Here is a 22,344-nt window from a genome sequence, read left to right as displayed (position 1 = left end):
CACGCCGACCATGAGCGAGACAAGCGATCCCCGCATCCCCACCACCCCCCTGCACGAGGTCCCGGCCTGGGCCGTGCTGGAGCGCCGCCTGTTCGACGCGACGGAGGAGGCCTGGCGGCTGTTCTCCGACCGCTACACCGGGCCCGACGGCCGCATCCTGCACGCGGGCGGCTTCGAGCACCGCGACGGCGTGGACGACCTGTACGAGCCGTTCTTCAACTGGCCCGCGTTCTACGCCCTGGGCGGCAGCGACGAGATCCTCGCCGCGGCGAAGCGCCACTTCGAGGGCGTGACGGCGCAGCTCACCGAGGGCGGCATGCTCACGGGCGAGTACGAGAACGGGTACGACTGGTTCCACCAGGGCGAGTCGCTGCTGTTCTTCTACGGCCTGTGCGCGGCGGACCCAGGCGACGAGCGGTTCGCCGAGCGCGCCCGCCGGTTCGCCGCCCTGTACACGGACCCGGCGCACGGCAACTACGACCCTCGGCGGAACCTGATCACGGCGCCGCACAACGGCGCGCAGGGACCTCTGGAAGGCCTGGGCACCGAGTGGCTCACCTACCCGGCGTCCCTGGACTACATGGAGGCGTACGGCCTGCCGCTGCACGGGCTGCCCGGCATCACGCGGTGGTCCGACCTGGAAGACCCGGCCCACGCCCGGCTCATGGGCGACGAGCTCCAGCGCCGGGCGGCGGGTGACACGGCCGTCAACCTCGCCGCGACGTCCCTGGTCACCAACCGGTGGCTGTACGACGGCGACGCCGCGTCCGCCGCGTGGGTGGCGCGGTACGTCGACGGCTGGCGGGAGCGCGCCGCCGCGGCGGGCGGCCTCATGCCCGACAACGTGGCGCCCGACGGCGTCGTCGGCGGCCTGCACGACGGCGCCTGGTACGGCGGCCACTACGGCTGGACGTGGCCGCACGGCCTGCACTCGGTGGGCATGAGCACGCTGATCGGCGCGCTCAACGCGTCGTTCGTCTCCGGGGCCTCCGGGCCGCGCGACGAGGGGGCGCTCGACCTCGTGCGCACCATGCTCGACACGGCGCTGGAGCACGCGATCACCGCGCCCGTCACCGAGACGCCGTTCAGCCTGCGCGGCAGCTGGATCGAGCGGCTCGGGCCGCACGCCGCCGAGCCCGCCACGCTCGTGCCGTACCGGTTCGGCGCCGACGGCTGGTTCGACTACGGACCGCTCCAGCTCGACCTGCCCACCTGGCTGTGGTGGTGGACGCGCGACGACGCCGACCGCAAGCGGCTGGACCGGGTGCTCGACGGCATCCCGGGCTCGGACGAGGTGCGGCCGTTCCGCGACAAGGTGGAGGCCGGGCACGAGGGCCCGTGGCTCGCGTTCCTCGACGGCTCGCTGCCGGACTACCCGGAGCGCGCGCTGTCGATGGCGCTCGGCCAGCTCGCCCGCCGCGTGGCGGTGATGGACGCCGAGCCCGTGGACCCCGAGACCGTGCACCTCCACTTCTGGCAGCGCGCCAACCCGGTCGTCACGGAGGTGCTGGGGCAGCTGGTCACCGGCACGCCGCAGACGCTGTACAACGGCGGGCTGCCGTTCGCCGCCGTCGCGTACACCGACGCCGACCGGCAGCGCCCCGGCCTGCCGCCCGACGTCGCCGCCCTGGTCTCCGGCCTCGACCGCGACGCCGACGGCTCCGGCCGCGTCGAGCTCAGCCTCGTCAACCTCTCCCCCACCCGCGCCCGGCGCGTGCGCGTGCGGCCCTCGCGGTTCGGCGAGGAGCGCCTGACCGGCGTCGTCGTGCGCGGCGAGGACGGCGGCGTCTGGCCCGGCCGGTCCACGGCGTCGGCCGGCCGTGCCGGCACGCGGACCGCCGCGACCGTCCCGCTCGACGCCCCCGACCTGCTCGTCGAGCTGCCGCCGAACCACCGCGCCGACGTCGTGCTGCTCACCGCACCCGCCGGCAGCGCGCCACGTCACCACCAGCACCACGAAGGAGCCCGACCATGACCGACGCTCTCACCGACGGGTCGCCCGTCGACACCTTGCCCGTCGACACCCTGACCACCGGCGACGGCCTCGTGCGGCCCGAGATCTCCCTGCCCGTGCGCGGAGGAGCGTACGAGCGGGCGGACGCGGAGGCCCTCGAGCGGCTCGGCCAGGTATCGGCGGCGACGGCCTGCGCCAAGCTGCACGGCCTCGGCATCCGGCACTCGTTCGTCGAGGGCCCGCGGCCGCTCAGGCCCGGGTACCGCGTCGTGGGCTCCGCGCTCACCCTGCAGTTCATGCCGCAGCGCGAGGACCTCGCCGCGGGCGACGAGCAGGAGTACGTGGAGCGGCACACGGCCCTGTGGCACGTGCTCGAGGCGGTGCAGCCCGGCGACGTGCTCGTCGTCCAGGCGTACGGGAGCCGGTTCTCCGGCTGCGTGGGCGACATCCTCGCGCGCTACTTCCAGCGCAAGGGCGGCGCGGGCATGGTCGTCGACGGCCGCATCCGCGACTCGGGCAAGATCGCCGACCTCGGCCTGCCCGTGTGGTCCACCGGCGTCACCCCGCACTACGCCTCGCAGTCCGAGCTGTTCCCCTGGGCCTACGACGTGCCCGTCGCCGTCGGCGGCGTGCTGTGCATGCCGGGCGACCTCGTCGTGGCGGACGACGACGGCCCCGTCATCGTGCCGCGCGCGATGGCCGACCAGGTGGTGGCGTCCGCGCAGGACCACGAGGAGTGGGAGGTCTTCAGCCGCCGCCGGCTCGACGAGGGCGCACGCCTCAGCGACTACTACCCGCTGACCCCCGACACCCGAGGGGAGTTCGAGGCATGGCGTTCCGCGCAGGGCTCCGCCCGCTGACCCCGGGCGACGGCGGCGCGTCCGTCCCGAGCGGCATCGCCGCGTCGTCGTTCGGCCTCGGCTGCGCGCCGATCGGCAACCTCTTCACCCCCGTGGCGGAGGCGGACGCCGAGGCGACGGTCGGCCGCGCGCTCGAGCGCGGAATCCGCTTCTTCGACACGGCGCCGCACTACGGCGAGGGTGTCAGCGAGCTGCGGCTCGGGCACGCCCTGGCCGACGTCGACCGGGACGCCGTCGTCATCGCCACCAAGGTGGGCCGCGTGATCGTCGACGCCGCCGGCGCGCCCGTGCCCTCGGGCGGCACCGGCGGCCCCGGGGGGACCACGGTCGGCGACCTCAGCCGCGACGGTGTGCTGCGATCGCTGGAGGGCAGCCTCGCGCGGCTCGGCACCGACCGCGTCGACCTGCTGTACCTGCACGACCCGGGGGACGTGGACGAGGCGCTGCGGGGCGCCCTGCCCGCGATGCTGGAGCTGCGGGACCAGGGCGTGGTGCGGGCCGTGGGCGTCGGGATAGGGCGCAACGCCCCCGTGGCGCGCCTGGTCCGCGAGGCCGCCGGCGCGCTGGACGTCGTCATGCCCGCCGGGCGGGTGACGCTGATCGACCGCACCGCCCTGGACGACCTGCTGCCCGCCGCCCGCGAGCGCGGCGTCGGCGTCGTCGCGGCGGGGGTCTACAACTCCGGCGTGCTCGCCGACCCGGTCGCGGCGCCGTTCTTCGACTACCACCCCGCGTCGCCGGACCAGGTCGACCGTGCCCTGCGGATGGCGGCCGCGTGCCACCGCGAGGGGATCGACCTGCCCACCGCCGCCGTCCGCTGGCCGCTGCGCGTGCCGGGCGTGGAGGCCGTCGTCGTGGGGGCGCGCACCCCCGCCGAGGTGGACGTGTTCGCCGACGCCGCCGACGCCGTCGTCCCCGACCGCCTGTGGACGGAGCTCGACGCGATCGCGAACGCTGCCGAGCAGGCGGTCGACACCGTGATCGGGTCGCATGGCACCGCATGACGGCGTCAACCGCCTGCTCGGCGAGAGGGCTGACGGGGTCGTGGACGCGCACGTGCACCTGTGGGACACGGCGGCCGTGCGGGTCTCGTGGTTCCGGGACGGCCTGGGCCTGCCCGCGCGGGTCGGGCCCGACGACCTGGCCCGCGCCGTCGCGACGTCGCCGGTACCCGTCCGCGCCGCGGTGGCCGTGCAGGCCGCGGACACGGAGGGCGAGGCGCGCTGGCTCGCACGGCAGGCCGCGTCGCACGCCCCGCTGCCCGGACCGGTCGTGCTGCAGTACGACGCCCGCCCCGACGACCCGCACGCCTGGGCCGGGATGGCGCAGGCGCTGATCGACGACGGCGTCCCCGTCGCGGGCCTGCGGCTCGCCGTCCCGGGCGGCGCCGCGGACCTGTCCGACGTCGCGGGCCTCGACGCGCTCTGCGAGGGCCTCGCGGCGTCGGGCCGCGTGCTCGAGACGCTCGTGCGCCCCGACCAGCTCCCCGCCGTCGCCGCCCTCGCCGGGCGGCACCCGGTCCTCGACCTGGTCGTCTGCCACCTCGGCCTCGGCACGGGCGACCCCGACGCGGCATGGCGCGACGCCCTCGCCGCCGTCGCCGCCCGCCCCCGGGCGCACGCCAAGCTGTCGGGCCTCCACACCACGGCTCCCGACGACGCCGGGCGCACCGCCGCCGCCGCCCGTGCCGCCGTCGACCTGCTCGGCCCGGGGCGGCTGCTGTTCGGGAGCGACTGGCCGATGTCCGCACGCGTCGCCGCGTACGCGCAGATCGTCGAGCGCACGGCCGCGGCGCTGCCCCCGCTCGACGACGCCGCGGCGACGGCCGTCTGGTCCGGCACGGCGACCCGCCTCTACGGCGTTCGGGGACATCGACGTCGGTCGACGTAGCGATCTCTCCCCGTGCGCCGGCAGGACGGCGAGAATTCGCTACGTCACCTTCGACGAGGTCGTGCGAGGATCCCGACGTGTCGGCGCGACGAGGGAGGAACTGATGTTCGCGAGGTCGCTGGGCGACGATGGCGCGGAGCTGCGGCCGCTGGAGCCGTGGCACGCGGAGGAGCTGCTGGCGACGATCGACCGCGGCCGGGAGTTCGTCGGGCGGTTCATCGGCCTCGCGGACCGGATCACGGACCTCGCGTCGAGCCGGTCGTTCCTCGAGTCGTACGCGCAGAAGGCCGCGACCGACACCGGGCGTCTCTACGGCATCTGGCTGGACGGCACGCTGGTGGGCGGCGTCCTGTTCCGCACGATGGACGTCGCGCAGGGCACGGCCGAGGCGGGCTGCTGGCTGGAGCCGGCGGCCGCGGGGCGCGGCCTGGTGACCCGCGCGGCGCGCGTCATCATCGACTGGGCGATCCGGGAGCGCGGCATCCACCGCGTCGAGTGGTGGGCGGCGTCGGGCAACGCGGCGAGCATCGCGGTCGCCCGCCGGCTGGGGATGCGCCGCGACGGCGTGCTGCGCGAGCACCACGAGCACCGCGGGGTGCGGCAGGACATCGAGGTCTGGTCGGTGCTCGCGCGGGAGTGGGAGGCCGAGGTATGACCGACGACGGCGTCGAGCTGGTGGGTGGGATCGAGAAGCGCGAGATCGTCCTCGTCGAGCCGGACCCGGCGTGGCCGGCGCGGTTCGCGCACGAGCGTGGGCGCATCGTCGCCGCCCTCGGCCGGGTGGCGGTGCGGGTGGACCACGTGGGGTCGACGTCGGTGCCGGGCCTCGCGGCCAAGCCGATCGTCGACATCGACGTCAGCGTGCCCGACGTCGAGGACGAGGACGCGTACCTGCCCGCGCTGCTCGCCGCGGGGTACGAGCTGCGCGTGCGGGAGCCCGGCCACCGCCTGGTCCGCACGCCGGAGCGCGACGTGCACGTCCACGTCTGCCCGGCGGGCGGCGACTGGGAGCGGCGGCACCTGCTGTTCCGCGACCGGCTCCGGCACGACGCCGACGACCGCGCCGCCTACGCCGCGCTCAAGCGCGAGCTCGCCTCCCGCGACTGGCCGAGCATGAACCACTACGCCGACGCCAAGGGCGGACTGATCGCCGAGATCACCGCCCGGGCGGAGGCGTGGGCCGCCGCCACGGGCTGGCGGGTCTAGCCCTCGTCGTCGAGCAGCGTGCCCGCCGCGTGCGCCTCGAAGAGCGCGGACGCGGCGTCCGGGTCGCCGTCGTCGAGCACGTCGAGCAGGCTGCGGTGCCAGTCCGCGACCTGGTGCCAGTCGCCCGTGAACTCGGGGTCGCCGAGCAGGTGCATGGACCGGAGGCTGGGCTCGATGATGTCCCACATGCGCGGCAGGTAGGTGTTGCCGCTTGCCTCGATGACGGCGCGGTGGAAGCCGAAGTCGAGCTCGCGGAAGGCGGGCAGGTCGGCCGAGTCGACGGCGCCGTGCATCTCGTCGATGACCTTCTCGAGGCTGGAGCGCGTCTCGGGCGCGAGCTGCCCGCACGCGAGCCGGCCGGCCAGCGCCTCGACGGCGACGCGCGCCTGCTTGGCCTGCTGCGCCTCCTCGTCGGAGTACTGCGCCACGAAGTTGCCCTGGTGGCGCACGTGCGTCACCAGGCCCTCGTGGGCGAGGCGCTTGAGCGCGTCGCGCACGGGCGCCTGGCTGACCTGGAGGCGGCGGGCGAGCTGCGACTCGACGAGCTGCTCCCCCGGGGCGAGCTGCGACGTCTTGATCATCGACTTCACGAGGTCGTAGATCTGGTCCGACAGGAGCCCCCGCTCCAGGCCGCTGATCGAGCTGAGCGCGTCCGTCATCCGTGCAGCCTCACGTCGTTCCTCGGGTCGTTATCGACAATCGTTTGTTGGTCGTCAGCGTACGCCGCCAGCCAGGCGTCCGCGATCATCCGGGACGCCGGCGGCGTCGGGTGCACGCCGTCGGGGGCGAGCGCCGCGGCGCCGGCGTCCTGGGCGGCGCGGGTCAGCAGGGCGTGCAGCGGCACCAGCGCGGCCCCGGTCTCGGCGGCCAGCCGCGCGACGACGTCCCGCTTGCCGTCGAGGTCCTCGAGCCAGCCGTGCTGCTCGTCGCGCACGGGCAGCAGGAACGGCTCGACCAGCACGAGCCGCGGGCTGCCCGGCACGCGCGCCAGCAGGCGCCGGTAGGTGGCCTCGAACGCCTCGGCGCTCGTCGCGTCGTCGGAGTCGAAGCGGCGCCACGTGTCGTTGACGCCCACGTACACCGTGAGGACGTCCGGCGCGGTCGCCGCGACGTCGCGCTCCCACCGCTCCTCGAGGTCGACGGCGCGGTTGCCGCCGATGCCGAGATTGAGCACGACGGCGTCGGGCAGGTCCGCCGCGACGAGAGAGACGTAGCCGTCGCCGAGCGACGCCTCGTCCGCGCGGTCGCGGCCCGCGTCGGTGATGGAGTCCCCGACGAACACGAGTCGATCGGGGGCTGCACTGCTGGTCATGAGCTCTCCTTCGAGTGGCGGACGGGTCCGACCGTAGCGGGTCGGGGCGCCCGTCGCCGCATTGTCAGCGATTATCGATTAATGTAACCTGCGGGTGCTTGACGATCCGGGCGCGCCGCACCCGCGTCGCCCCGAGAACCCCGTGACCACACGAGAGGTCGGAGCACTCGCAATGAAGCGACCACTGTCAGCACTGCTGCTGACGTCCCTGCTCCTCGCAGGGACGCAGACGGCGGCCCACGCCGAACCACCCCCGCCCGCCGGCGCCCACAAGGCCGGCGTCGTCCTCTACGTCTCCCCCGACGGGAACGACGGCGCGAAGGGATCCCAGAAGCGTCCCCTGGCGACCCTCGAAGGCGCGCGCGACGCGATCCGCGAGCTGTCGAAGGGACAGCGCAAGAAGGGCGTCACCGTGTACCTCCGCGAGGGCACGTACGAGCGCTCGGAGTCGTTCCTCCTCGGACCGGAGGACTCCGGCACCGCGGACGCCCCCATCACCTACGCCTCCTACCCGGGTGAGACCGCGACGATCTCGGGCGGCAAGGAGCTGCCCTACGACGGCTTCTCCCCCGTCACCGACCAGGCCGTGCTCGACCGGATCATCGAGACGTCCGCGCGCGACGACGTCCTCCAGATCGACCTGCGCGAGCTCGGCATCGACGACTACGGCCAGCTCAGCCGGCACGGCTACTGGAAAGCCAACGACGTCAGCACGACGCCGCCGATGGAGCTGTACGTGGACGGCGAGGACATGACCCTCGCGCGCTGGCCCAACGCCGGCGCCGCGAAGGACACCGTCCAGATGAACAAGATCGTCGACCCCGGCCCCACCAAGGACGACGCCGACCTGCAGGAGCGCGGCGGCACGTTCAGCTACTCCTACGACCGCCCGCAGTACTGGGGCGAGGCGAAGGACGTCTGGATGGACGGCATCTTCGGCCAGAGCTGGGAGTGGTCGTACAACAAGATCGAGACGATCGACACCGACGCGCGCACCATCACGCTGCGCTACGGCGAGATGTCGGGGCTGATGAAGACCTGGTACCCCGACTTCCACTTCGCGCAGAACCTGCTCGAAGAGCTCGACGCGCCGGGCGAGTACTACATCGACCGCGACACCGGGATGCTCTACCTGGTGCCGAACGCGTCGTTCCTGGCCGAGCGCGGGGCGCCCGTCGTCACGACGCTGGACGAGCCGATGATCCGCACGGAAGGCGCGTCGTACGTGACGTTCGACGACCTGGTCCTCGAGTACGGACGGGCCCTGGGCGCCGTCATCCTCGGCGGCAGCCACGTGACGATCTCGCACAGCGACGTGCAGAACTTCTCCGACGGCGGCGTGTCCATCAACTCACCGGGCCGGTACACCTACGACGGCATCCCGGTGAACCGGGGCGGGCGCGACCACGCCGTCGTCTCCAGCGACATCCGGCACGTCGGCGGCGTCGGAGTCGTGCTGCAGGGCGGGGACAAGACGACCCTGGAGCCCGGCCGCAACCGCGTCGAGGACTCGCACATCCACGACTTCGCGTACTACCACAAGGCGTACAACCCGGGCGTGATGTTCGACGGCGTCGGGAACGTCGCGCGCGGCAACGAGATCAACGACGCGCCGCATCCGGGCGTCATCGTGCACGGCAACGACCACCTGTTCGAGCAGAACGAGGTCTACGACGTCTGCAAGACGTTCCAGGACCTCGGCGCGATCTACATGAACTCCGGCGAGACGCCGCAGCAGCGCGGGCACGTGTTCCGGCAGAACTACTTCCACGACGTCGGCCTCACCAAGCACGGCGTCGAGGGCATCTATGCCGACAACTTCACGTGGGACCTGGAGATCAGCCAGAACGTCTTCGTGGACATGGGCAACGACGCGATCAAGTCCGGCTCGGCCGACTACATCGACGCCACGAACAACGTGTTCGTCGACACGACCGTGCCCTACGACAACTACACGCAGTGGATGGGCGACGGGGAGGGCAACACCGTCGACCGCGTGTACATGCCGAAGTGGAAGAAGGTGTTCGCCGACAACAAGGACTTCGTCGGCACGCCGTACCTGGAGAAGTACCCCGAGCTGGGCCACTTCTTCGAGGACAACCACTACTTCCCGAACAACTCCACGTTCGCGAGGAACGTCGTGTGGAACCCCGACCGCACGCGCAACCCCGACGTCAACGCCGAGGGCGCGCTCGACACGAAGGACCTCCTCGACTACGGGACCGGCGACGACGCCAACTGGGTGGCGGACGCCGACCCGGGCTTCGTCGACGCGGCGAACGGCGACTACACGCTGCGCGACGACGCCGCTGTCTTCGACCAGATCCCCGGCTTCGAGGCGATCCCGTTCGACGAGATCGGCACGGACGGGCACGTCGGCCAGTCGCAGACGCCGGACACCGTGGCCCTGGAGTCGCTCCAGCTGCCCGCGGACCAGCTGGCGGTGACGCTCGGCGACGAGGTGTCGGTGGCCGCGCAGGCGGTGCCGTGGAACGCCACCCAGCAGGCCGTCACCTACACCTCGAGCGACCCGGAGGTCGCGACCGTCAGCGCCGCGGGGATCCTCACCGCCGTCGCGCCCGGCGAGGTGACGGTGACCGCGGAGGCGAAGGCCGACGCGAGCATCCGTGACGAGATGACCGTGACCGTGGCGGCCGGCGACGGCGTGCTGCACTCCACGGACTTCGAGACGGGCGGCAACGGCTGGGCCACCGACCCGAACCGCGCGATCGTCGACGACGGCACGGGCGACCACGTCTACCGGATCAAGAACGGCGCCAACTCCCAGCTCGACCGCTCCTTCACGGAGTACGCGCTCGACTTCACGGTGACGACGCCGGCGGAGGTGCCCGAGGGCGGGCAGATGCTCGTCTACGACCGCACGGGCGCCACGCCCGGCGGCTACGTGCGCTACCGCCACGCGGCGGCCGGCTCGACGTGGACGATCTTCGACTCCGCGTGGGGCACCGTGAAGGAGGTCAAGCTCCCCGCGGGCGAGGGGCTGAAGCCCTCCACCGAGTACGACGTGCGCGTCGTGGTGACGGCCGCGGGCGTCCGCGTGCTGCTCGACGGCGAGGAGGTCGTGGCGGGCGCCAACCCGGCGCCCGAGGCGGCCGGCAAGGTCGGCTTCTACGTGCAGGGCTTCACGTCCCTGGACTTCGACGACGTGCGGTTCTCACTCGTGGGCGTCGACCCCGACGGCCTCACGCTGGCGCCGTCGGAGGCGACGATCGAGCCGGGCGAGACCCACCCGCTCGCGGCGTCGTTCACTCCGGCGGACGCCACGCGCACCGGCCTGGAGTGGACGACGAGCGACGGGTCCGTCGCGGCCGTGGACGCGAAGGGCGTCGTCCGCGGCGTCGCGGCGGGCACGGCCACCATCACGGCGACGTCGACCGTGGTGCCCGGCCTCGCGGCGTCGTCCACCGTGACGGTGCAGGCGGCCGAGCACCCGGTGATCGACCTCGGCGCCGAGATCCTCGACCCGGCGGCCTGGGCCCCGGGCGAGGGCGTGACGGTGTCCGACGGCGCGGCCCACCTGGCTCCGCGCGGCGCGTGGAGCTTCACGCCGAAGAAGTTCGGCGACGAGCTGCTCCGGTTCGACACCTCGGTCGGTGCCTTCAACGGCGGCTGGTTCGGGTTCTCCGTCCGGTCGAAGACCGCCGGCGACCCGGTGTGGACCAACAGCAGCTCGGGCTACCTCGTGGTGATCAAGGAGGACGTCATCGAGATGCAGAAGTGGAGCCCCGCCGTCTTCATGGTCGACACGTTCCCCAACACGGTGATCGAGCCGAACTCGACCCACGAGGTCACGTTCGGCGCCGTCGACGTCGAGGGCGGCACCCGCGTCGTGCTGCGCGTGGACGGCGAGCCGGTCTGGAGCTACCTGGACGACGCGGCCGACAACCCGCTCGCCACGGACGGGTACTTCACGGCCTACCGCCAGGGCCCCGCGGGCGAGATGAGCCTCGCCCCCGCGAGCTGACCGGAGTCGCCTTCGAGCACGGGATCCGTGTCGCCATCCGCCCGGTTGGCGATACGGATCCCGTGCTCGAAGGGCTCGTCTCCTCCCGTCCTCTAGGGTCCTGACCGTGTGGTCAAGCTCGACGTCCCGGGAGACCCTGCGCGTGCGGGCAGCGCTCGACGGCGCCGCGCACGCGCTCGGCTCGGCGCTCGACGACGGCCAGCGCGCCGCCGCGGACGCACTCGCCGCCGCCGGGGCCCGCGTCTCGGCCCGCCGCCGCCGGGGCCGGGGCGTCTACCTGTACGGACCGGTGGGCCGCGGGAAGACCTTCCTCGTCGACGCCCTCCTGGCCGCCCTGCCGGACGACGGCGTCCTGCGGGTGCACGCCTTCGAGGCCGCCCGCCGGCTGCACGCAGCCGTCGCCCGCGAGTCGGGGAGCCCCGGTGCCCTGCCGCGCGCGCTCGCGAGCCTGCTCGACGGCACGCGGGTGCTGTTCCTCGACGAGCTGCACGCCCATGACCCCGGCGACGCGATGATCCTGGCGCGGCTGGTCCGCGAGGCCGTCGGGCACGGCATCCCGCTGCTCGCCACGTCGAACTACCCGCCGGACGGACTGCTGCCCAGCCCGCACCACCACCACCTGGTGCTCCCGCTGGTGCGGTCGATCGTCGAGTGCTGCGACGTGGTCGAGGTGGCGCACGGCGAGGACTACCGCCGCCGCAGCGACCTCGTCGACCGCTCGGGCTGGCGCGCCGGGGCGTGGGCCGTGCCGGGCAGCGCCGCGCAGGTCGCCTCCCTCGGCCTGGCCACCCCGGACCCGGGCGACCGCTTCCTGGTGCGGCTCCCCGCGACGACGCTGCGCGCCCTCGCCGCGGCCGGCCCCGGCACCCCCGAGGGCGTGGTGCACCTGGACTTCGGCGAGCTGTGCGAGGCGCCCACGTCCGTCGGCGACGTCCTCGACCTCGTGGACCGGTTCGGCACCCTCGTCGTGTGGCGGGTGCCCCGGCTCTCGGCGACGACGCCGGACGGGGCGCAGCGGTTCGCGAACCTCGTGGACGTGGCGTGGGACCGCGACGTGCGGCTGGTCATGCTCGCCGAGAGCGCGCCCGACGACGTCCTGGACGCCGAGGTCCGCGACCGCGACCGGATCGCCAGCCGCCTCGCGGCCCTCCCCCGGGTGTGACGCCCACGAGCCCGCTCTCCCCTCGCGACGTCCTCTGCGCTAGAGTATTGGCATGACCGCCAATAACGTCGTCGCAGGCCACCGCGGCAGACGCCGCCGGCTCAGCCCAGAGCGCTCCCGCCAGGAGATCCTCGACGCCGCGACCGCGCTGGTGGCCGAGCACGGTCCCGACGCCGTCACCATCGCCCAGGTCGCCGCCGCGGTCGGCGTGACCCGAGGCCTGGTCAGCCACTACTTCGGCACCCACCGCGGCCTGGTCCGCGAGGTGCTGCGCGCAGAGGACGCACGCCACCGCGAGCGCGTCCGCGCCCGGGTCGCGGACGACGCCGGCGTCCCGTACGCCACCCGGATGCTCGACGTCGTGTTCGCGACGCTCGACGACGAGCGGTACCTGCGGCTGTGGGCATGGTCGGCCCTGCACCCCGAGCACGGCGCGCTCGCGACCGACGGGCTCGCCGGCATCGCGGACGTGATGGAGGCGGGCCTGCGCGCGGCGCTGCCCGCGGACCGGGTCCCGTCGCGCGACCGGATCGAGGCGGTGCTGCTCCTCGGGATGTCCGGCGCGTACGGCTACGCGCTGGGCGGGCGGTCCTGGCAGTCGGCGCTCGGTCACGACCCGGGCGACCCCGAGCACGCCACCGCGTTCCGGACCGCGCTCTCGGCCGCGGTGGCGGCGTACCTCGTCGGCGAGGAGGCCGCCTGATGGACAGCACGCTGGGCTCCGTGCTGGACACGGTGCCGCCCCAGGTCCTCGTCGGCCTGGTGACCCTGACGGCGATCGTCCTCCTCCGCCTGCGCCCCCGACCCGTGCGGACCGGGCGCCTGTTGATCGTCCCGGGCGCCGTCATGCTCGTCGGCGCGTTCCTGCTGGTGCCGTGGCTCGCGCTGCCGTCGCCCGGGGGCGCGAGCGCCACGATCGCGGTCCTGGCCGTCGACGTCGTCCTCACGATGGGCCTCGGCGTGGCCCGCGGGGCCACCGTCGAGGTCACCACAGGCCCGACCGGGTCGGTCCGGTTCCGCTACACCGGGGTGACCGTCGCGCTCTGGGCGGTGTCCGTGGCGCTGCGCTTCGAGCTCGCCGACGCGGGCGCGGGGGCCGGCGCGTCCCCGGCCGTCACGGAGGGGAGCATCCTGCTGGCGCTGGGGCTCTCGCTGCTGGTGCAGAACCTCGTCGTCGTCCACGCGATCAGCCGCGCACGCGCCCGCCGCCCTCAGCCCTTGACCGAGCCGAGCATGACGCCGGACACGAAGAACCGCTGCACGAACGGGTAGACGCACACGATGGGGATGATCGTGAGGATCATCGTGACCGCCTGGATGTTGGCCGAGACGGCCTGGGTGGTCGCGCCGACGGCGGCGGCGCCCTCGGACGCCGACGACGACGCCCCCGCGATGAGGTTCCGCATGAACAGCGTGACGGGGAAGAGCTCGTTCTTGTCGAGGTACAGGAAGGCCGAGAACCAGTCGTTCCAGTACGCGACCGAGTAGAACAGCACCATCGTGGCGAGCACGGCCTTCGACAGCGGCAGCACGATGCGGCCGAAGATCCCGAACCACCCCAGCCCGTCGATCTGCGCCGCCTCCTCCAGCTCCTGCGGGAGGTTCTCGAAGAACGACTTCATGACCAGCAGGTTGAAGACGGAGACGGCGCCAGGGAGCACCATCGCCCACATCGTGTTCTTCAGCCCGAGCGACGAGATCAGCACGTAGTTGGGCACCAGCCCGCCGTTGAAGAACATCGTGAACACGGCGACGCCGATGAGGACCCCGCGACCGCGCAGGTGCCGCTTGGAGATGACGAACGCGAACGTCGTGGTCAGGACCATCGCGATGGTGGTGCCGACGAGCGTGTAGACGAGGGTGTTGCGGTAGCTGCTCCAGAACAGCCCGTCCTGCGCCATGGCGCGGTAGGTGTCCAGGTTGAACCCGACCGGCCAGAAGCTCACCATCCCGGCCTTGATCGCGCCGGGGCTGCTGAACGACTGCGCGAGCACGGTGACGAACGGGTAGAGCATGAACAGGGACACCACCACCAGCGCCACCGTGTTGAACACCGTGAACGCCCGGTACCCCCGGGTGTCCCGCGCCCCGACGGGCGTGCCGGCGGACCGCACGCTCGGGGACGACGTCGCGCGCTGCATCACCACAGGCTTGCTCCCACCACTCGTCGCGAGATGAAGTTGGCGCTCAGCACCATGACCAGCCCGATGCAGGCCTGGAAGAGCCCGATGGCGGCCGCGTAGCTGAGGTTGTTGGACACCAGGCCGACCCGGTAGAGGTACGTCGAGATGACGTCCGCCGTGGAGTACGTGAGCGGGTTGTAGAGCAGCAGGACCTTCTCGAAACCCACGTTGAGGAACGTGCCGATGTTGAGGATCAGCAGCGTGATCATCGTGGGCCGGATCCCGGGGATCGTCACGTGCCACGTCTGCTGCCACCGGTTCGCGCCGTCGATGCGCGCCGCCTCGTACAGCGACGCGTCCACGGTGGTGAGGGCGGCGAGATAGAGGATCGTGCCCCAGCCGACGGTCTGCCAGACCTCCGACCCCACGTAGATCGTGCGGAACCACTCCGCCCGCTGCAGGAACGGGACGGCCTCGCCGCCGAGTCCCTCGATGATCTGGTTGACGGTGCCCTGCAGCGACAGCAGCTGCATGACCATGCCCGCCACGATCACCAGCGACAGGAAGTGCGGCAGGTAGGAGATCGACTGGATGGTGCGCTTGAAGGCCTTCTTGCGCACCTCGTTGAGCAGGAGCGCCAGCACGATCGGCAGCGGGAAGCAGACGAGGAGCGTGAGCCCGCCGAGGATCACCGTGTTGCTGAAGACCTTCCAGAACGTCGGGTCGTGGATGAACATCTCCACGTACCGCAGGCCCACCCACCGCTCGCCGAAGATGCTGCCGCCGGGGCGGAACTGCCGGAACGCGATGACGTTCCCCAGCATCGGCACGTAGCGGAAGACCAGCAGGAACGCCACGGGCAGGACGGCGAGGGCGTACAGCTGCCAGTCGCGGCGCAGGCTCAGCCGCCACGACCGGCGGGCCGGCCTCGACCGGCCCACGTCCGCCCGCGGGGGGCGGGGCGTGGGCCCGTCGAGAACCGGCGCCGGGGCCGACAGCTGCCGGTCCGAGGTCGTGCTCATGGATCAGTTCTTCTCGGCGAAGCGCTGCTGCGCGCCGTTGATCAGGTCGAGGTAGCCCTGCAGGTTCTGCCCCTCGAGCTCGGTGACGTAGTCGTCCCACTCCGCCAGCGGACGGTCGCCGAGGATGAACTTCAGCGTGTTCGTGTCCACGGTGTCCTTGAGCGGGGTGGCGAGCAGGGACGCCTGCTCCAGCTCGGCGTCGTCCAGCGGCGCCGGCGGGAACGGGTCGCGCGGGGTCCTGCTCTCCAGGACGCGGTCCATGTACTCGACGAACTGGTCGGAGTTGTAGGACTCCTTCAGGGCGCGCGACTCGGTGGACTCCGCGAGGAAGGTGGAGAAGCCGAGGTCCTTCGCGAGGTCGGTCTTCGCGTCGGGGTTGATGTTGTACGCGTCGAGCGAGTAGTCCGGGTCGATGGTGATCGTGCCGTCGGCGTCCTTCGTGTACGTCTCGCCCTCGACGCCCCAGCGCAGCATCTCGCGCGCGTCGGGGCTGTAGTACAGCCAGTCGAGGAACTGGACCAGGGCGACGAAGTGCGGGTCGTCCTTGGCCTCGGCGCTGAGCATGAACCCGTGCCAGAAGTTGCGGGGCTCCACGACCTGGCCCGCGGGGCCGCCGGGCGGGGCGATCTGCACGAGCTCGAACTCGGCGTCCGGGTCGGCCTCCTGGAGGGCGAGCTGGAACTCCGCCACGGTGCCGGAGGCGCCGGAGGCCGCGTACACCGCGCTGTTCGCCACCTTCTCGGAGAGCTCGTTCACGCTGCCGTCGCTGGTCGTGGTCAGGGTCTCCGGGTCGAGCAGCCCGTCCTCGACGAGCCCGTGGAAGTACTCGACCATCTCCTTGTACCCGTCGGACGTCGCCGCGTAGGTGAACTCGCCGGCCCCCTCGTCCCAGAACGTGCCGTTGCCGGAGCCCCACCCGGCGACCGTGCCGTAGGCGTGCGCCGCGTAGTTGAGCATCGACTGCCCCTCGAACCCGTCGGCGAGCGGCTTGGAGTCGGGGTGCTTCGCCTTGATCTTCTCGAGGGCGACGCGCAGCTCGTCCCAGGTCTCCGGCACTTCGGCGCCGACCTCGTCGAAGACGTCCTTGCGGATGATCATCGAGAACACCGGGACGGACACCTCCTGCAGCCCGGGAACCATGTAGTACTTCCCGTCGTCCTGGCGGAGGTTGTCGATCATGTCGCCGAGGTCCCACTCCTCGACGTACTTCTGGAAGTTCGGCATGAGGTCGACGTAGTCGCTCATCGGGAGCACCGCGCCCGACGAGACGAAGGGCGCGTCCTCGCCCGTGTAGACGAGCGGGATGATCTGGGGAGCGTCGCCGGCACTGATGAGCAGGCTGCGCTTCTCCGTGGCGTCGCTGAACGGGATGTTGGTCGGCTGGAGCGTGACGTTGGTCCGCTTCTCGATCTCGTCGAAGAGCTGCCACGAGTCCTTGATCGGCAGCTCCGGCCAGTCGGTCCACAGGATCGAGAAGTCGACGGGCTCGGTCGCCTTGAACTGCTGGTCGGCGGCGAAGTCGGTCATCGACGCCTCGGTGTTGTCCAGGCCCGCGCCGCCCTCCTCCGACTCGCCGCTGCACGCGGCGAGGAGCAGCAGCGACGACGCCGCGATGGCTGCCGGGACGGCCCGCCACGGGCGGCGCGCCCGCGGTGTCAGATCACCCATCATGTGTCTCCCCTTCGAGAACCCCGGGCCACGTCGCCCGAGCCGACCGACCGTCCGACTGCCCGGTCCGTCTGCGATTTTAGCGTTAAACTAGAGCCCGCCTCCGGGCCCGTCAACCCCCGTCCCTCCGGTGGATCAGGGTGCGAGGCGCAGCTCGACGGCGCACTCTCCCGCCGCCAGGTCGACCGTCGCCGACGACGCGCCGCAGCGCGCCTCGTACCTGCCGGCGAAGCCCTCCACCTCGATCCGACCTGCCGCGTCCGTGCGGCCCGGCGTCGGGCCTGTCCACCACACGTCGCGGACCAGGGACCGCAGGGCGTCGTAGGACGGCTTGGGCGTGCCGTCCGCCCGCACGAGCCCCGCCGGGGCGCCGAGCCACGCCCCGGCGTCGCCGAGACCCCAGTACGTGATGGACTCGACGGCCGGGTGGGAGACGAGCGCCGAGTAGTGCGCCACCACATCGGCCGCCTGGCGAGCCTCGCCCTCGGGCGTGGACGGCCACCGGGCGACCTGGTGGTCGTTGAGGTCCTCGACGTCGGCCGGCATGAGGTCGCCCGAGACGAGCGTCGTCTCGGCCCAGTGGAGCGGCAGCCCGAAGCGGGCGAACCGGTCGCAGACCTCGAGCAGCCGGTCGGCGCCGCGGAAGCCCTGGTGCATGTGCGACTGCAGCCCGATCGCGTCGACCCGCACGCCCGCCTCGAGCAGCTCCTCGATCAGCCGCTCGTACTCGGGCCCCAGGTCGAAGTCGTTGATCAGCAGGCGCGGCGACGTGCCCGGGCCGCGCGCCTCGTCGACCGCCAGCCGCACCATCTCGACCCGGCCGAGTCGTGCGCACAGACGACTGATCGCGTTGGGGACGCCGTCGGGCTCGTTCGTGAACCGGGGCATGATCACCACCTCGTTGATGGCGTCCCACGTGTCGATCAGGCCGGCGAGGTCGCGCACCTCCCGGCGCACGCGCTCGCGCAACAGCCGCTCCGCGTCGTCCAGCGGCAGGCGGTCGACCCACGGGGCCTTGACCGTGTGCCACACCAGCGGGTGCCCCTTGAGGCGCACCTCCCGGTCGGCGAACCAGCGCGCCACCTCGGTGAGGTCGGCGAGGGCCGTCTCCCCGCGCCGCGGCTCGTAGCGCCCCCAGTACACGGGCAGGGTCGCCGTGTCGAACAGCCCCAGCCAGAGGTCCTGGTAGCCGGCGTCCGCGCCCGCCACCTCGAAGGCCGCGCAGCCGAACTCGAACGCGTGGCGCACCTGGCGCACCGTGACGTCCTCGTGCGCGAGGGGGCGGCCCTCCTCGTCCGTGAGCGTGACGACGCTCCGGGTGCGGCGGTGGTCGAGGCCGGTCACGCCGCAGCCTCCGGCGTGAACGGCACGAGCGTTCTTCTCATGCGTCTCCTTCGTCGTGCGTCGTCCTGGTCAGAGCCGGGCAAGGCCATTCCATTCGCCGCGCCGGAGCGGGAGCACGGCGCCGTGCTTGGTGTGCGGGGGCAGGTGCAGCTCGTCCTCCGGCACGGGATCCCACCGTCCGGACGAGATGTCGGTGGTGGTCAGCGCCCTGTACCCCTGCGGCGGGCGGCCGTACTGGTCCACCCACAGGTACCACCGGCTCCCGTCGTGCGTCGGGAAGACGAGCGGACCCTCGACCGCGGGGCCGAAACCCTGGCCCAGCCCGGTCGCGAGCGTCCGGAAGGCGGGGTTGAAGAACGACGACCCCACCTGGTGGAAGACCTGCCACGACCCCGGCGCGCCGTCGTCCTGCTTCGCGAACCGGTGCACCTCGTCGCCGACGGCCACCGCCGTCATGTCGATCACCCCTCCGGGCAGCTCGAGGTACGTCTCGGCGGGGGCGAACGTGCGGAGGTCGCGGGTGGTGGCGGTCATGATCCGCGGTACGCAGGGCCCCTCGTGCCGCGGGTCGTCGGGGGCGTAGAGGGCCGCCGCGAAGTGCAGCACGAGGACACCGGTGTCCGCGTCGTGGAACACCTCCGGCGCCCAGGCCATGCCCGCGTGCGGCGGCGCGACGGTCACGTGGCGCGGCTCCGACCACGTCAGGAGGTCCGGCGAGTCCCAGACGACGACGTCCCGGCTGCCGCGGCGGGCGTACTCGTGCCAGTCCGGACCGGCGGGACGCCACACCCGCAGGTCGGTGGCGACGAGGTGGAAGCCCTTGCCGTCGGGTCGGCGCGCGACGTGCGGGTCGCGGACGCCGGTGGTGCCGGCGGTGGTCTCGAGGACCGGCGCGCCGCCGTGGAGCGGACGCCATCGCAGCGGGTCGTCACCCTCGCTGAGGCTGAGGTGGACGCGCTCCCCGTGGCCCGCCGGGTCCTCCACGAAGTGCACGAGGAGATAGCCGTACGGATCGTCGGAGCGCATCGTCGAGCCCTTCCCGGTTTATCGTTAATCCGGGCCGACCCTGACATGGCGGAATCGCGTCGTCAAGGCCGCACGACGCCGCCGCGCACGGCCTGGCAGGATCACCCCGGGAGGTGGCGCATGGTCACGATGAGCGACGTCGCGCGGGAGGCGGGCGTGTCGATGATGACCGTCTCGAACGTGCTCACGGGCAACAAGCGCGTGGGCGAGCCCACCCGCGACCGGGTGCTCGCGGCGGTCGAGTCGCTGGGGTACGAGGTTAACCTCACCGCCCGGCACCTGCGCGCCGGCCGCACGGACACCGTGGCCCTCATCGTGCCCAGCTTCCACGACTACTTCGGCGAGGTCGCGGACCGGATCGCCCCCCTGGTCGAGGCCGGCGGCCGCCACCTCGTGGTCGAGCGCACCAGCGCGGACGCGCGCAGCGAGATGGAGTCGCTGAGCATGCCGCGGCTGCGGATGTACGACGGCGTCCTCCTCTCGGTGGCCGGCCTGCACAGCGACGAGCTCGACCGGGTCCCGACGTCCACCCCGATCGTCCTCCTGGGCGAGCGGGAGGTGCCCCCGCAGTTCGACCACGTCCGCCTCGCCAACGTCGAGGGCGCCCGCCTGGCGACGGCGCACCTGCTCGAACGCGGGGCACGGCGGGTGCTCGCCCTCGGTGCCTCGGCCGAGGCGTCGGTCGGCATGGAGTCGGACCGGCACGCGGGATGGGCCGAGGCGCACCGCGCGGCCGGGCTCGTCGCGGACGAGCGCCTGGTCACGCCGGTGCCGGACTTCACGTCCGAGGCCGCGTACGACGCCGTCACCCGGCTGCTCGACGACGGCATGCCGTTCGACGGCCTCTTCGCCGTCAACGACACCGTGGCGTTCGGGGCGGTGGCCGCGCTCGCCGAGCGAGGCGTGCGGGTCCCCCACGACGTCCAGCTGGTGGGCTTCGACAACCTCGGGGTCTCGCGCTTCGTCCCGCCGGGGATCACGTCGGTCGACCCCGGCTACGACGTCGTGGCGGCCACGGCCGTCCGTCTCCTCGAGCAGCGGATGGCCGGCGGGGACGGTCCGCACGAGCACGTGACCGTCCCCGTCCACCTGGTCGAGCGCGGCTCGACCCGCGCCTGACGCCCCCAGTCCTCGGATCTCTTGCCCCGCGAGTACCGCATGCTCGTTGCCGTGTCCGACGTGTTGCCGCTAGGTTGGCCTCAGTCATCCGATCTTTATGCCCGTCGCCACGAAGAGGTGCGCATGCCCACCATCACCGACGTCGAGATCACCGACGTCCGCTTCCCCACCTCCCGCACGGCCGACGGGTCGGACGCCATGAACGCCGACGCCGACTACTCGGCCGTCTACGTCGTCCTGCGCACCGACGGCACCGACCCCGCGGGCGAGCCGCTGGCCGGCCACGGCCTGACGTTCACCATCGGGCGCGGCACGGACGTCGTCGCCCTGGCGGCCCGGCACCAGGCCGAGCGGCTGGTGGGGCGGGACGTCGACGACGTCGTCGGCGACCTGGGCGGCACGTACCGCGACCTCACCGCCGACAGCCAGCTGCGCTGGCTCGGGCCGGAGAAGGGCGTCGTGCACCTGTCGCTGGCCGCCGTCCTCAACGCGGCGTGGGACCTGGCCGGGCGCCGCGCCGGCAAGCCCGTGTGGCGGCTGCTCGCGGACATGACGCCCGAGCAGCTCGTCGACGTCGCGGACCTGCGCTACCTCTCGGACGCCCTCACCCGCGACGAGGCGTTGGAGATCCTGCGCGCCGCCGAGCCCGGCAAGGCCGAGCGCATCGCGCACCTGGAGCGCCGCGGCTACCCCGCGTACACGACGTCGGCCGGCTGGCTCGGGTACGACGACGCCAAGCTGCGGCGCCTCACCCGGGAGGCCGTGGACGCCGGCTACCGGCACGTGAAGCTCAAGGTCGGGGCACGGCTCGAGGACGACGTCCGCCGCCTCGGCATCGCGCGCGAGGAGCTCGGCCCGGACCTCACGCTGATGATCGACGCCAACCAGGTGTGGGACGTGCCCGAGGCCATCGAGTGGGTCCGCGCCCTGCAGCGGTTCGACCCGCTGTGGATCGAGGAGCCCACGTCGCCCGACGACGTCCTCGGCCATGCCGCCGTGCGCGAGGGCGTCGCCCCGGTGCGCGTCGCGACGGGCGAGCACTGCCACAACCGCGTGATGTTCAAGCAGCTCTTCCAGGCGAGGGCCACCGACTACTGCCAGCTCGACACGGGACGCCTCGCCAGCATCAACGAGATCGTCGCGGTGCTGCTGCTCGCCGCGAAGTTCGGCGTGCCCGTCTGCCCGCACGCCGGCGGCGTCGGCCTGTGCGAGATGGTGCAGCACGTGTCCGTGCTCGACTACGTCGCCGTGTCGGGGTCGCTGGACGGGCGCATCACCGAGTTCGTCGACCACCTGCACGAGCACTTCACCGACCCGTGCCTGGTGGAGGACCTCGGCGAGGGCGTGTCGTACGTCGTGCCGACCGCGCCCGGCTACTCCACGCAGATGCGCCCGGAGTCCGTGGCGGAGTTCCGCTTCCCCGGCGGCGCTGCGTGGACGTCGTGACCGTGGTGACCTGGGACACGTTGCCCGGAACACGTTGACCTCAACAAGGGTTCAGGTCGTAGCGTGACCAGCAACGACATCCGCGACGACGAAGGGGACGAGATGCCCGTCTACACCCTGCCCGACCTGCCGTACGACTACAGCGCCCTCGAGCCGCACATCAGCGGCAAGATCATGGAGCTGCACCACGACAAGCACCACGCGGCCTACGTCACCGGCGCCAACAC

19 protein-coding genes and 1 pseudogene are annotated in these 22,344 nt (G+C 72.6%); 13 read left to right on the top strand and 7 right to left on the bottom strand.

Features of this window, described 5'->3' with window-relative positions:
- Positions 1–10 precede the first annotated feature (10 nt).
- From ACFCZN_RS19215 to ACFCZN_RS19190, 6 genes are all read left to right on the top strand, one after another.
- Entirely contained in the window at positions 11–1,975 is a 1,965-nt protein-coding gene (locus ACFCZN_RS19215; RefSeq protein ID WP_430557817.1) for a hypothetical protein, read from the top strand.
- On the top strand, positions 1,972–2,814 hold the full coding sequence (locus tag ACFCZN_RS19210; protein ID WP_430557816.1) for a ribonuclease activity regulator RraA: 843 nt from the start codon (positions 1,972–1,974) through the stop codon (positions 2,812–2,814). Before ACFCZN_RS19215 ends, ACFCZN_RS19210 begins: the two co-directional genes overlap by 4 nt.
- Positions 2,784–3,818, top strand: coding sequence for an aldo/keto reductase (locus tag ACFCZN_RS19205; protein WP_430557815.1), 1,035 nt, complete (start codon positions 2,784–2,786; stop codon positions 3,816–3,818). Before ACFCZN_RS19210 ends, ACFCZN_RS19205 begins: the two co-directional genes overlap by 31 nt.
- Positions 3,805–4,704, top strand: a complete 900-nt coding sequence (locus ACFCZN_RS19200) for an amidohydrolase family protein (protein ID WP_430557814.1) — start codon at positions 3,805–3,807, stop codon at positions 4,702–4,704. Before ACFCZN_RS19205 ends, ACFCZN_RS19200 begins: the two co-directional genes overlap by 14 nt.
- Before the next feature lie 103 nt (positions 4,705–4,807).
- Positions 4,808–5,359, top strand: a complete 552-nt coding sequence (locus ACFCZN_RS19195) for a GNAT family N-acetyltransferase (RefSeq protein ID WP_430557813.1) — start codon at positions 4,808–4,810, stop codon at positions 5,357–5,359.
- On the top strand, positions 5,356–5,910 hold the full coding sequence (locus ACFCZN_RS19190; protein ID WP_429765670.1) for a GrpB family protein: 555 nt from the start codon (positions 5,356–5,358) through the stop codon (positions 5,908–5,910). The genes ACFCZN_RS19195 and ACFCZN_RS19190 overlap by 4 nt, the downstream gene beginning before the upstream one ends.
- Here the strand turns inward: ACFCZN_RS19190 and ACFCZN_RS19185 are convergent.
- Positions 5,907–6,569: a GntR family transcriptional regulator gene (locus tag ACFCZN_RS19185; protein WP_429765668.1), complete on the bottom strand. Its 663-nt coding sequence runs from the start codon at positions 6,567–6,569 to the stop codon at positions 5,907–5,909. The two genes, ACFCZN_RS19190 and ACFCZN_RS19185, sit on opposite strands and share 4 nt — an antisense overlap.
- Positions 6,566–7,222, bottom strand: a complete 657-nt coding sequence (locus tag ACFCZN_RS19180; RefSeq protein WP_429765666.1) for an SGNH/GDSL hydrolase family protein — start codon at positions 7,220–7,222, stop codon at positions 6,566–6,568. Before ACFCZN_RS19180 ends, ACFCZN_RS19185 begins: the two co-directional genes overlap by 4 nt.
- 172 nt (positions 7,223–7,394) lie before the next feature.
- Between ACFCZN_RS19180 and ACFCZN_RS19175 the strand changes: the two genes are divergently transcribed.
- The 4 genes from ACFCZN_RS19175 (at position 7,395) to ACFCZN_RS19160 (ending at position 13,641) form a co-directional block, all read left to right on the top strand.
- On the top strand, positions 7,395–11,207 hold the full coding sequence (locus ACFCZN_RS19175; protein WP_430557812.1) for an Ig-like domain-containing protein: 3,813 nt from the start codon (positions 7,395–7,397) through the stop codon (positions 11,205–11,207).
- A gap of 106 nt (positions 11,208–11,313) precedes the next feature.
- Positions 11,314–12,369: a cell division protein ZapE gene (gene zapE / locus ACFCZN_RS19170; protein ID WP_430557811.1), complete on the top strand. Its 1,056-nt coding sequence runs from the start codon at positions 11,314–11,316 to the stop codon at positions 12,367–12,369.
- A 52-nt stretch (positions 12,370–12,421) separates the two neighbouring features.
- Positions 12,422–13,072, top strand: coding sequence for a TetR/AcrR family transcriptional regulator (locus ACFCZN_RS19165; RefSeq protein ID WP_430557810.1), 651 nt, complete (start codon positions 12,422–12,424; stop codon positions 13,070–13,072).
- Positions 13,072–13,641: a hypothetical protein gene (locus ACFCZN_RS19160; RefSeq protein ID WP_430557809.1), complete on the top strand. Its 570-nt coding sequence runs from the start codon at positions 13,072–13,074 to the stop codon at positions 13,639–13,641. Before ACFCZN_RS19165 ends, ACFCZN_RS19160 begins: the two co-directional genes overlap by 1 nt.
- On the opposite strand, the gene ACFCZN_RS19155 is transcribed toward ACFCZN_RS19160, so the two are convergent.
- The 5 genes from ACFCZN_RS19155 to ACFCZN_RS19135 form a co-directional block, all read right to left on the bottom strand.
- Positions 13,581–14,510 (bottom strand): carbohydrate ABC transporter permease, encoded by a 930-nt coding sequence (locus tag ACFCZN_RS19155; RefSeq protein WP_430557808.1) that lies wholly within the window; start codon positions 14,508–14,510, stop codon positions 13,581–13,583. The two genes, ACFCZN_RS19160 and ACFCZN_RS19155, sit on opposite strands and share 61 nt — an antisense overlap.
- Complete coding sequence (locus tag ACFCZN_RS19150; RefSeq protein WP_429765656.1) at positions 14,510–15,514, bottom strand: ABC transporter permease; 1,005 nt, start codon at positions 15,512–15,514, stop codon at positions 14,510–14,512. Before ACFCZN_RS19150 ends, ACFCZN_RS19155 begins: the two co-directional genes overlap by 1 nt.
- A 3-nt stretch (positions 15,515–15,517) precedes the next feature.
- Complete coding sequence (locus ACFCZN_RS19145; protein ID WP_430557807.1) at positions 15,518–17,185, bottom strand: extracellular solute-binding protein; 1,668 nt, start codon at positions 17,183–17,185, stop codon at positions 15,518–15,520.
- A gap of 132 nt (positions 17,186–17,317) precedes the next feature.
- A complete protein-coding gene (locus ACFCZN_RS19140; RefSeq protein ID WP_430557806.1) occupies positions 17,318–18,526 on the bottom strand; it encodes an endo-1,4-beta-xylanase in 1,209 nt (402 codons plus the stop codon).
- Between the two features lie 69 nt (positions 18,527–18,595).
- Complete coding sequence (locus tag ACFCZN_RS19135; protein WP_430557805.1) at positions 18,596–19,552, bottom strand: glycoside hydrolase family 43 protein; 957 nt, start codon at positions 19,550–19,552, stop codon at positions 18,596–18,598.
- Between the two features lie 120 nt (positions 19,553–19,672).
- Between ACFCZN_RS19135 and ACFCZN_RS19130 the strand changes: the two genes are divergently transcribed.
- The 3 genes and pseudogenes from ACFCZN_RS19130 to ACFCZN_RS19120 form a co-directional block, all read left to right on the top strand.
- The gene (locus tag ACFCZN_RS19130; RefSeq protein ID WP_429765649.1) at positions 19,673–20,671 is read left to right on the top strand and encodes a LacI family DNA-binding transcriptional regulator; all 999 of its coding nucleotides are present in this window, start codon (positions 19,673–19,675) and stop codon (positions 20,669–20,671) included.
- 123 nt (positions 20,672–20,794) lie between these two features.
- On the top strand, positions 20,795–22,117 hold the full coding sequence (locus ACFCZN_RS19125) for an enolase C-terminal domain-like protein (protein WP_430557804.1): 1,323 nt from the start codon (positions 20,795–20,797) through the stop codon (positions 22,115–22,117).
- 102 nt (positions 22,118–22,219) lie between these two features.
- A pseudogene (locus ACFCZN_RS19120) lies at positions 22,220–22,344 on the top strand (superoxide dismutase); the annotation flags it as partial.

Origin of the sequence: Isoptericola sp. NPDC056134, from assembly GCF_042264825.1 — a bacterium.
GTDB lineage: Bacteria > Actinomycetota > Actinomycetes > Actinomycetales > Cellulomonadaceae > Isoptericola > Isoptericola nanjingensis.
The sequence above is the reverse complement of the archived record's forward strand: the minus strand, read 5'-3'. Positions and strand labels throughout refer to the sequence as shown.

What these genes read in the sequence shown, in the direction of transcription:
- ACFCZN_RS19215 (WP_430557817.1), top strand. Translation starts at nt 11, where the DNA reads ATGAGCGAGACAAGCGATCCCCGCATCCCCACCACCCCCCTGCACGAG.
- ACFCZN_RS19210 (WP_430557816.1), top strand. Translation starts at nt 1,972, where the DNA reads ATGACCGACGCTCTCACCGACGGGTCGCCCGTCGACACCTTGCCCGTC.
- ACFCZN_RS19205 (WP_430557815.1), top strand. Translation starts at nt 2,784, where the DNA reads ATGGCGTTCCGCGCAGGGCTCCGCCCGCTGACCCCGGGCGACGGCGGC.
- ACFCZN_RS19200 (WP_430557814.1), top strand. Translation starts at nt 3,805, where the DNA reads ATGGCACCGCATGACGGCGTCAACCGCCTGCTCGGCGAGAGGGCTGAC.
- ACFCZN_RS19195 (WP_430557813.1), top strand. Translation starts at nt 4,808, where the DNA reads ATGTTCGCGAGGTCGCTGGGCGACGATGGCGCGGAGCTGCGGCCGCTG.
- ACFCZN_RS19190 (WP_429765670.1), top strand. Translation starts at nt 5,356, where the DNA reads ATGACCGACGACGGCGTCGAGCTGGTGGGTGGGATCGAGAAGCGCGAG.
- ACFCZN_RS19185 (WP_429765668.1), bottom strand. Translation starts at nt 6,569, where the DNA reads ATGACGGACGCGCTCAGCTCGATCAGCGGCCTGGAGCGGGGGCTCCTG.
- ACFCZN_RS19180 (WP_429765666.1), bottom strand. Translation starts at nt 7,222, where the DNA reads ATGACCAGCAGTGCAGCCCCCGATCGACTCGTGTTCGTCGGGGACTCC.
- ACFCZN_RS19175 (WP_430557812.1), top strand. Translation starts at nt 7,395, where the DNA reads ATGAAGCGACCACTGTCAGCACTGCTGCTGACGTCCCTGCTCCTCGCA.
- ACFCZN_RS19165 (WP_430557810.1), top strand. Translation starts at nt 12,422, where the DNA reads ATGACCGCCAATAACGTCGTCGCAGGCCACCGCGGCAGACGCCGCCGG.
- ACFCZN_RS19160 (WP_430557809.1), top strand. Translation starts at nt 13,072, where the DNA reads ATGGACAGCACGCTGGGCTCCGTGCTGGACACGGTGCCGCCCCAGGTC.
- ACFCZN_RS19155 (WP_430557808.1), bottom strand. Translation starts at nt 14,510, where the DNA reads ATGCAGCGCGCGACGTCGTCCCCGAGCGTGCGGTCCGCCGGCACGCCC.
- ACFCZN_RS19150 (WP_429765656.1), bottom strand. Translation starts at nt 15,514, where the DNA reads ATGAGCACGACCTCGGACCGGCAGCTGTCGGCCCCGGCGCCGGTTCTC.
- ACFCZN_RS19145 (WP_430557807.1), bottom strand. Translation starts at nt 17,185, where the DNA reads ATGATGGGTGATCTGACACCGCGGGCGCGCCGCCCGTGGCGGGCCGTC.
- ACFCZN_RS19135 (WP_430557805.1), bottom strand. Translation starts at nt 19,552, where the DNA reads ATGCGCTCCGACGATCCGTACGGCTATCTCCTCGTGCACTTCGTGGAG.
- ACFCZN_RS19130 (WP_429765649.1), top strand. Translation starts at nt 19,673, where the DNA reads ATGGTCACGATGAGCGACGTCGCGCGGGAGGCGGGCGTGTCGATGATG.
- ACFCZN_RS19125 (WP_430557804.1), top strand. Translation starts at nt 20,795, where the DNA reads ATGCCCACCATCACCGACGTCGAGATCACCGACGTCCGCTTCCCCACC.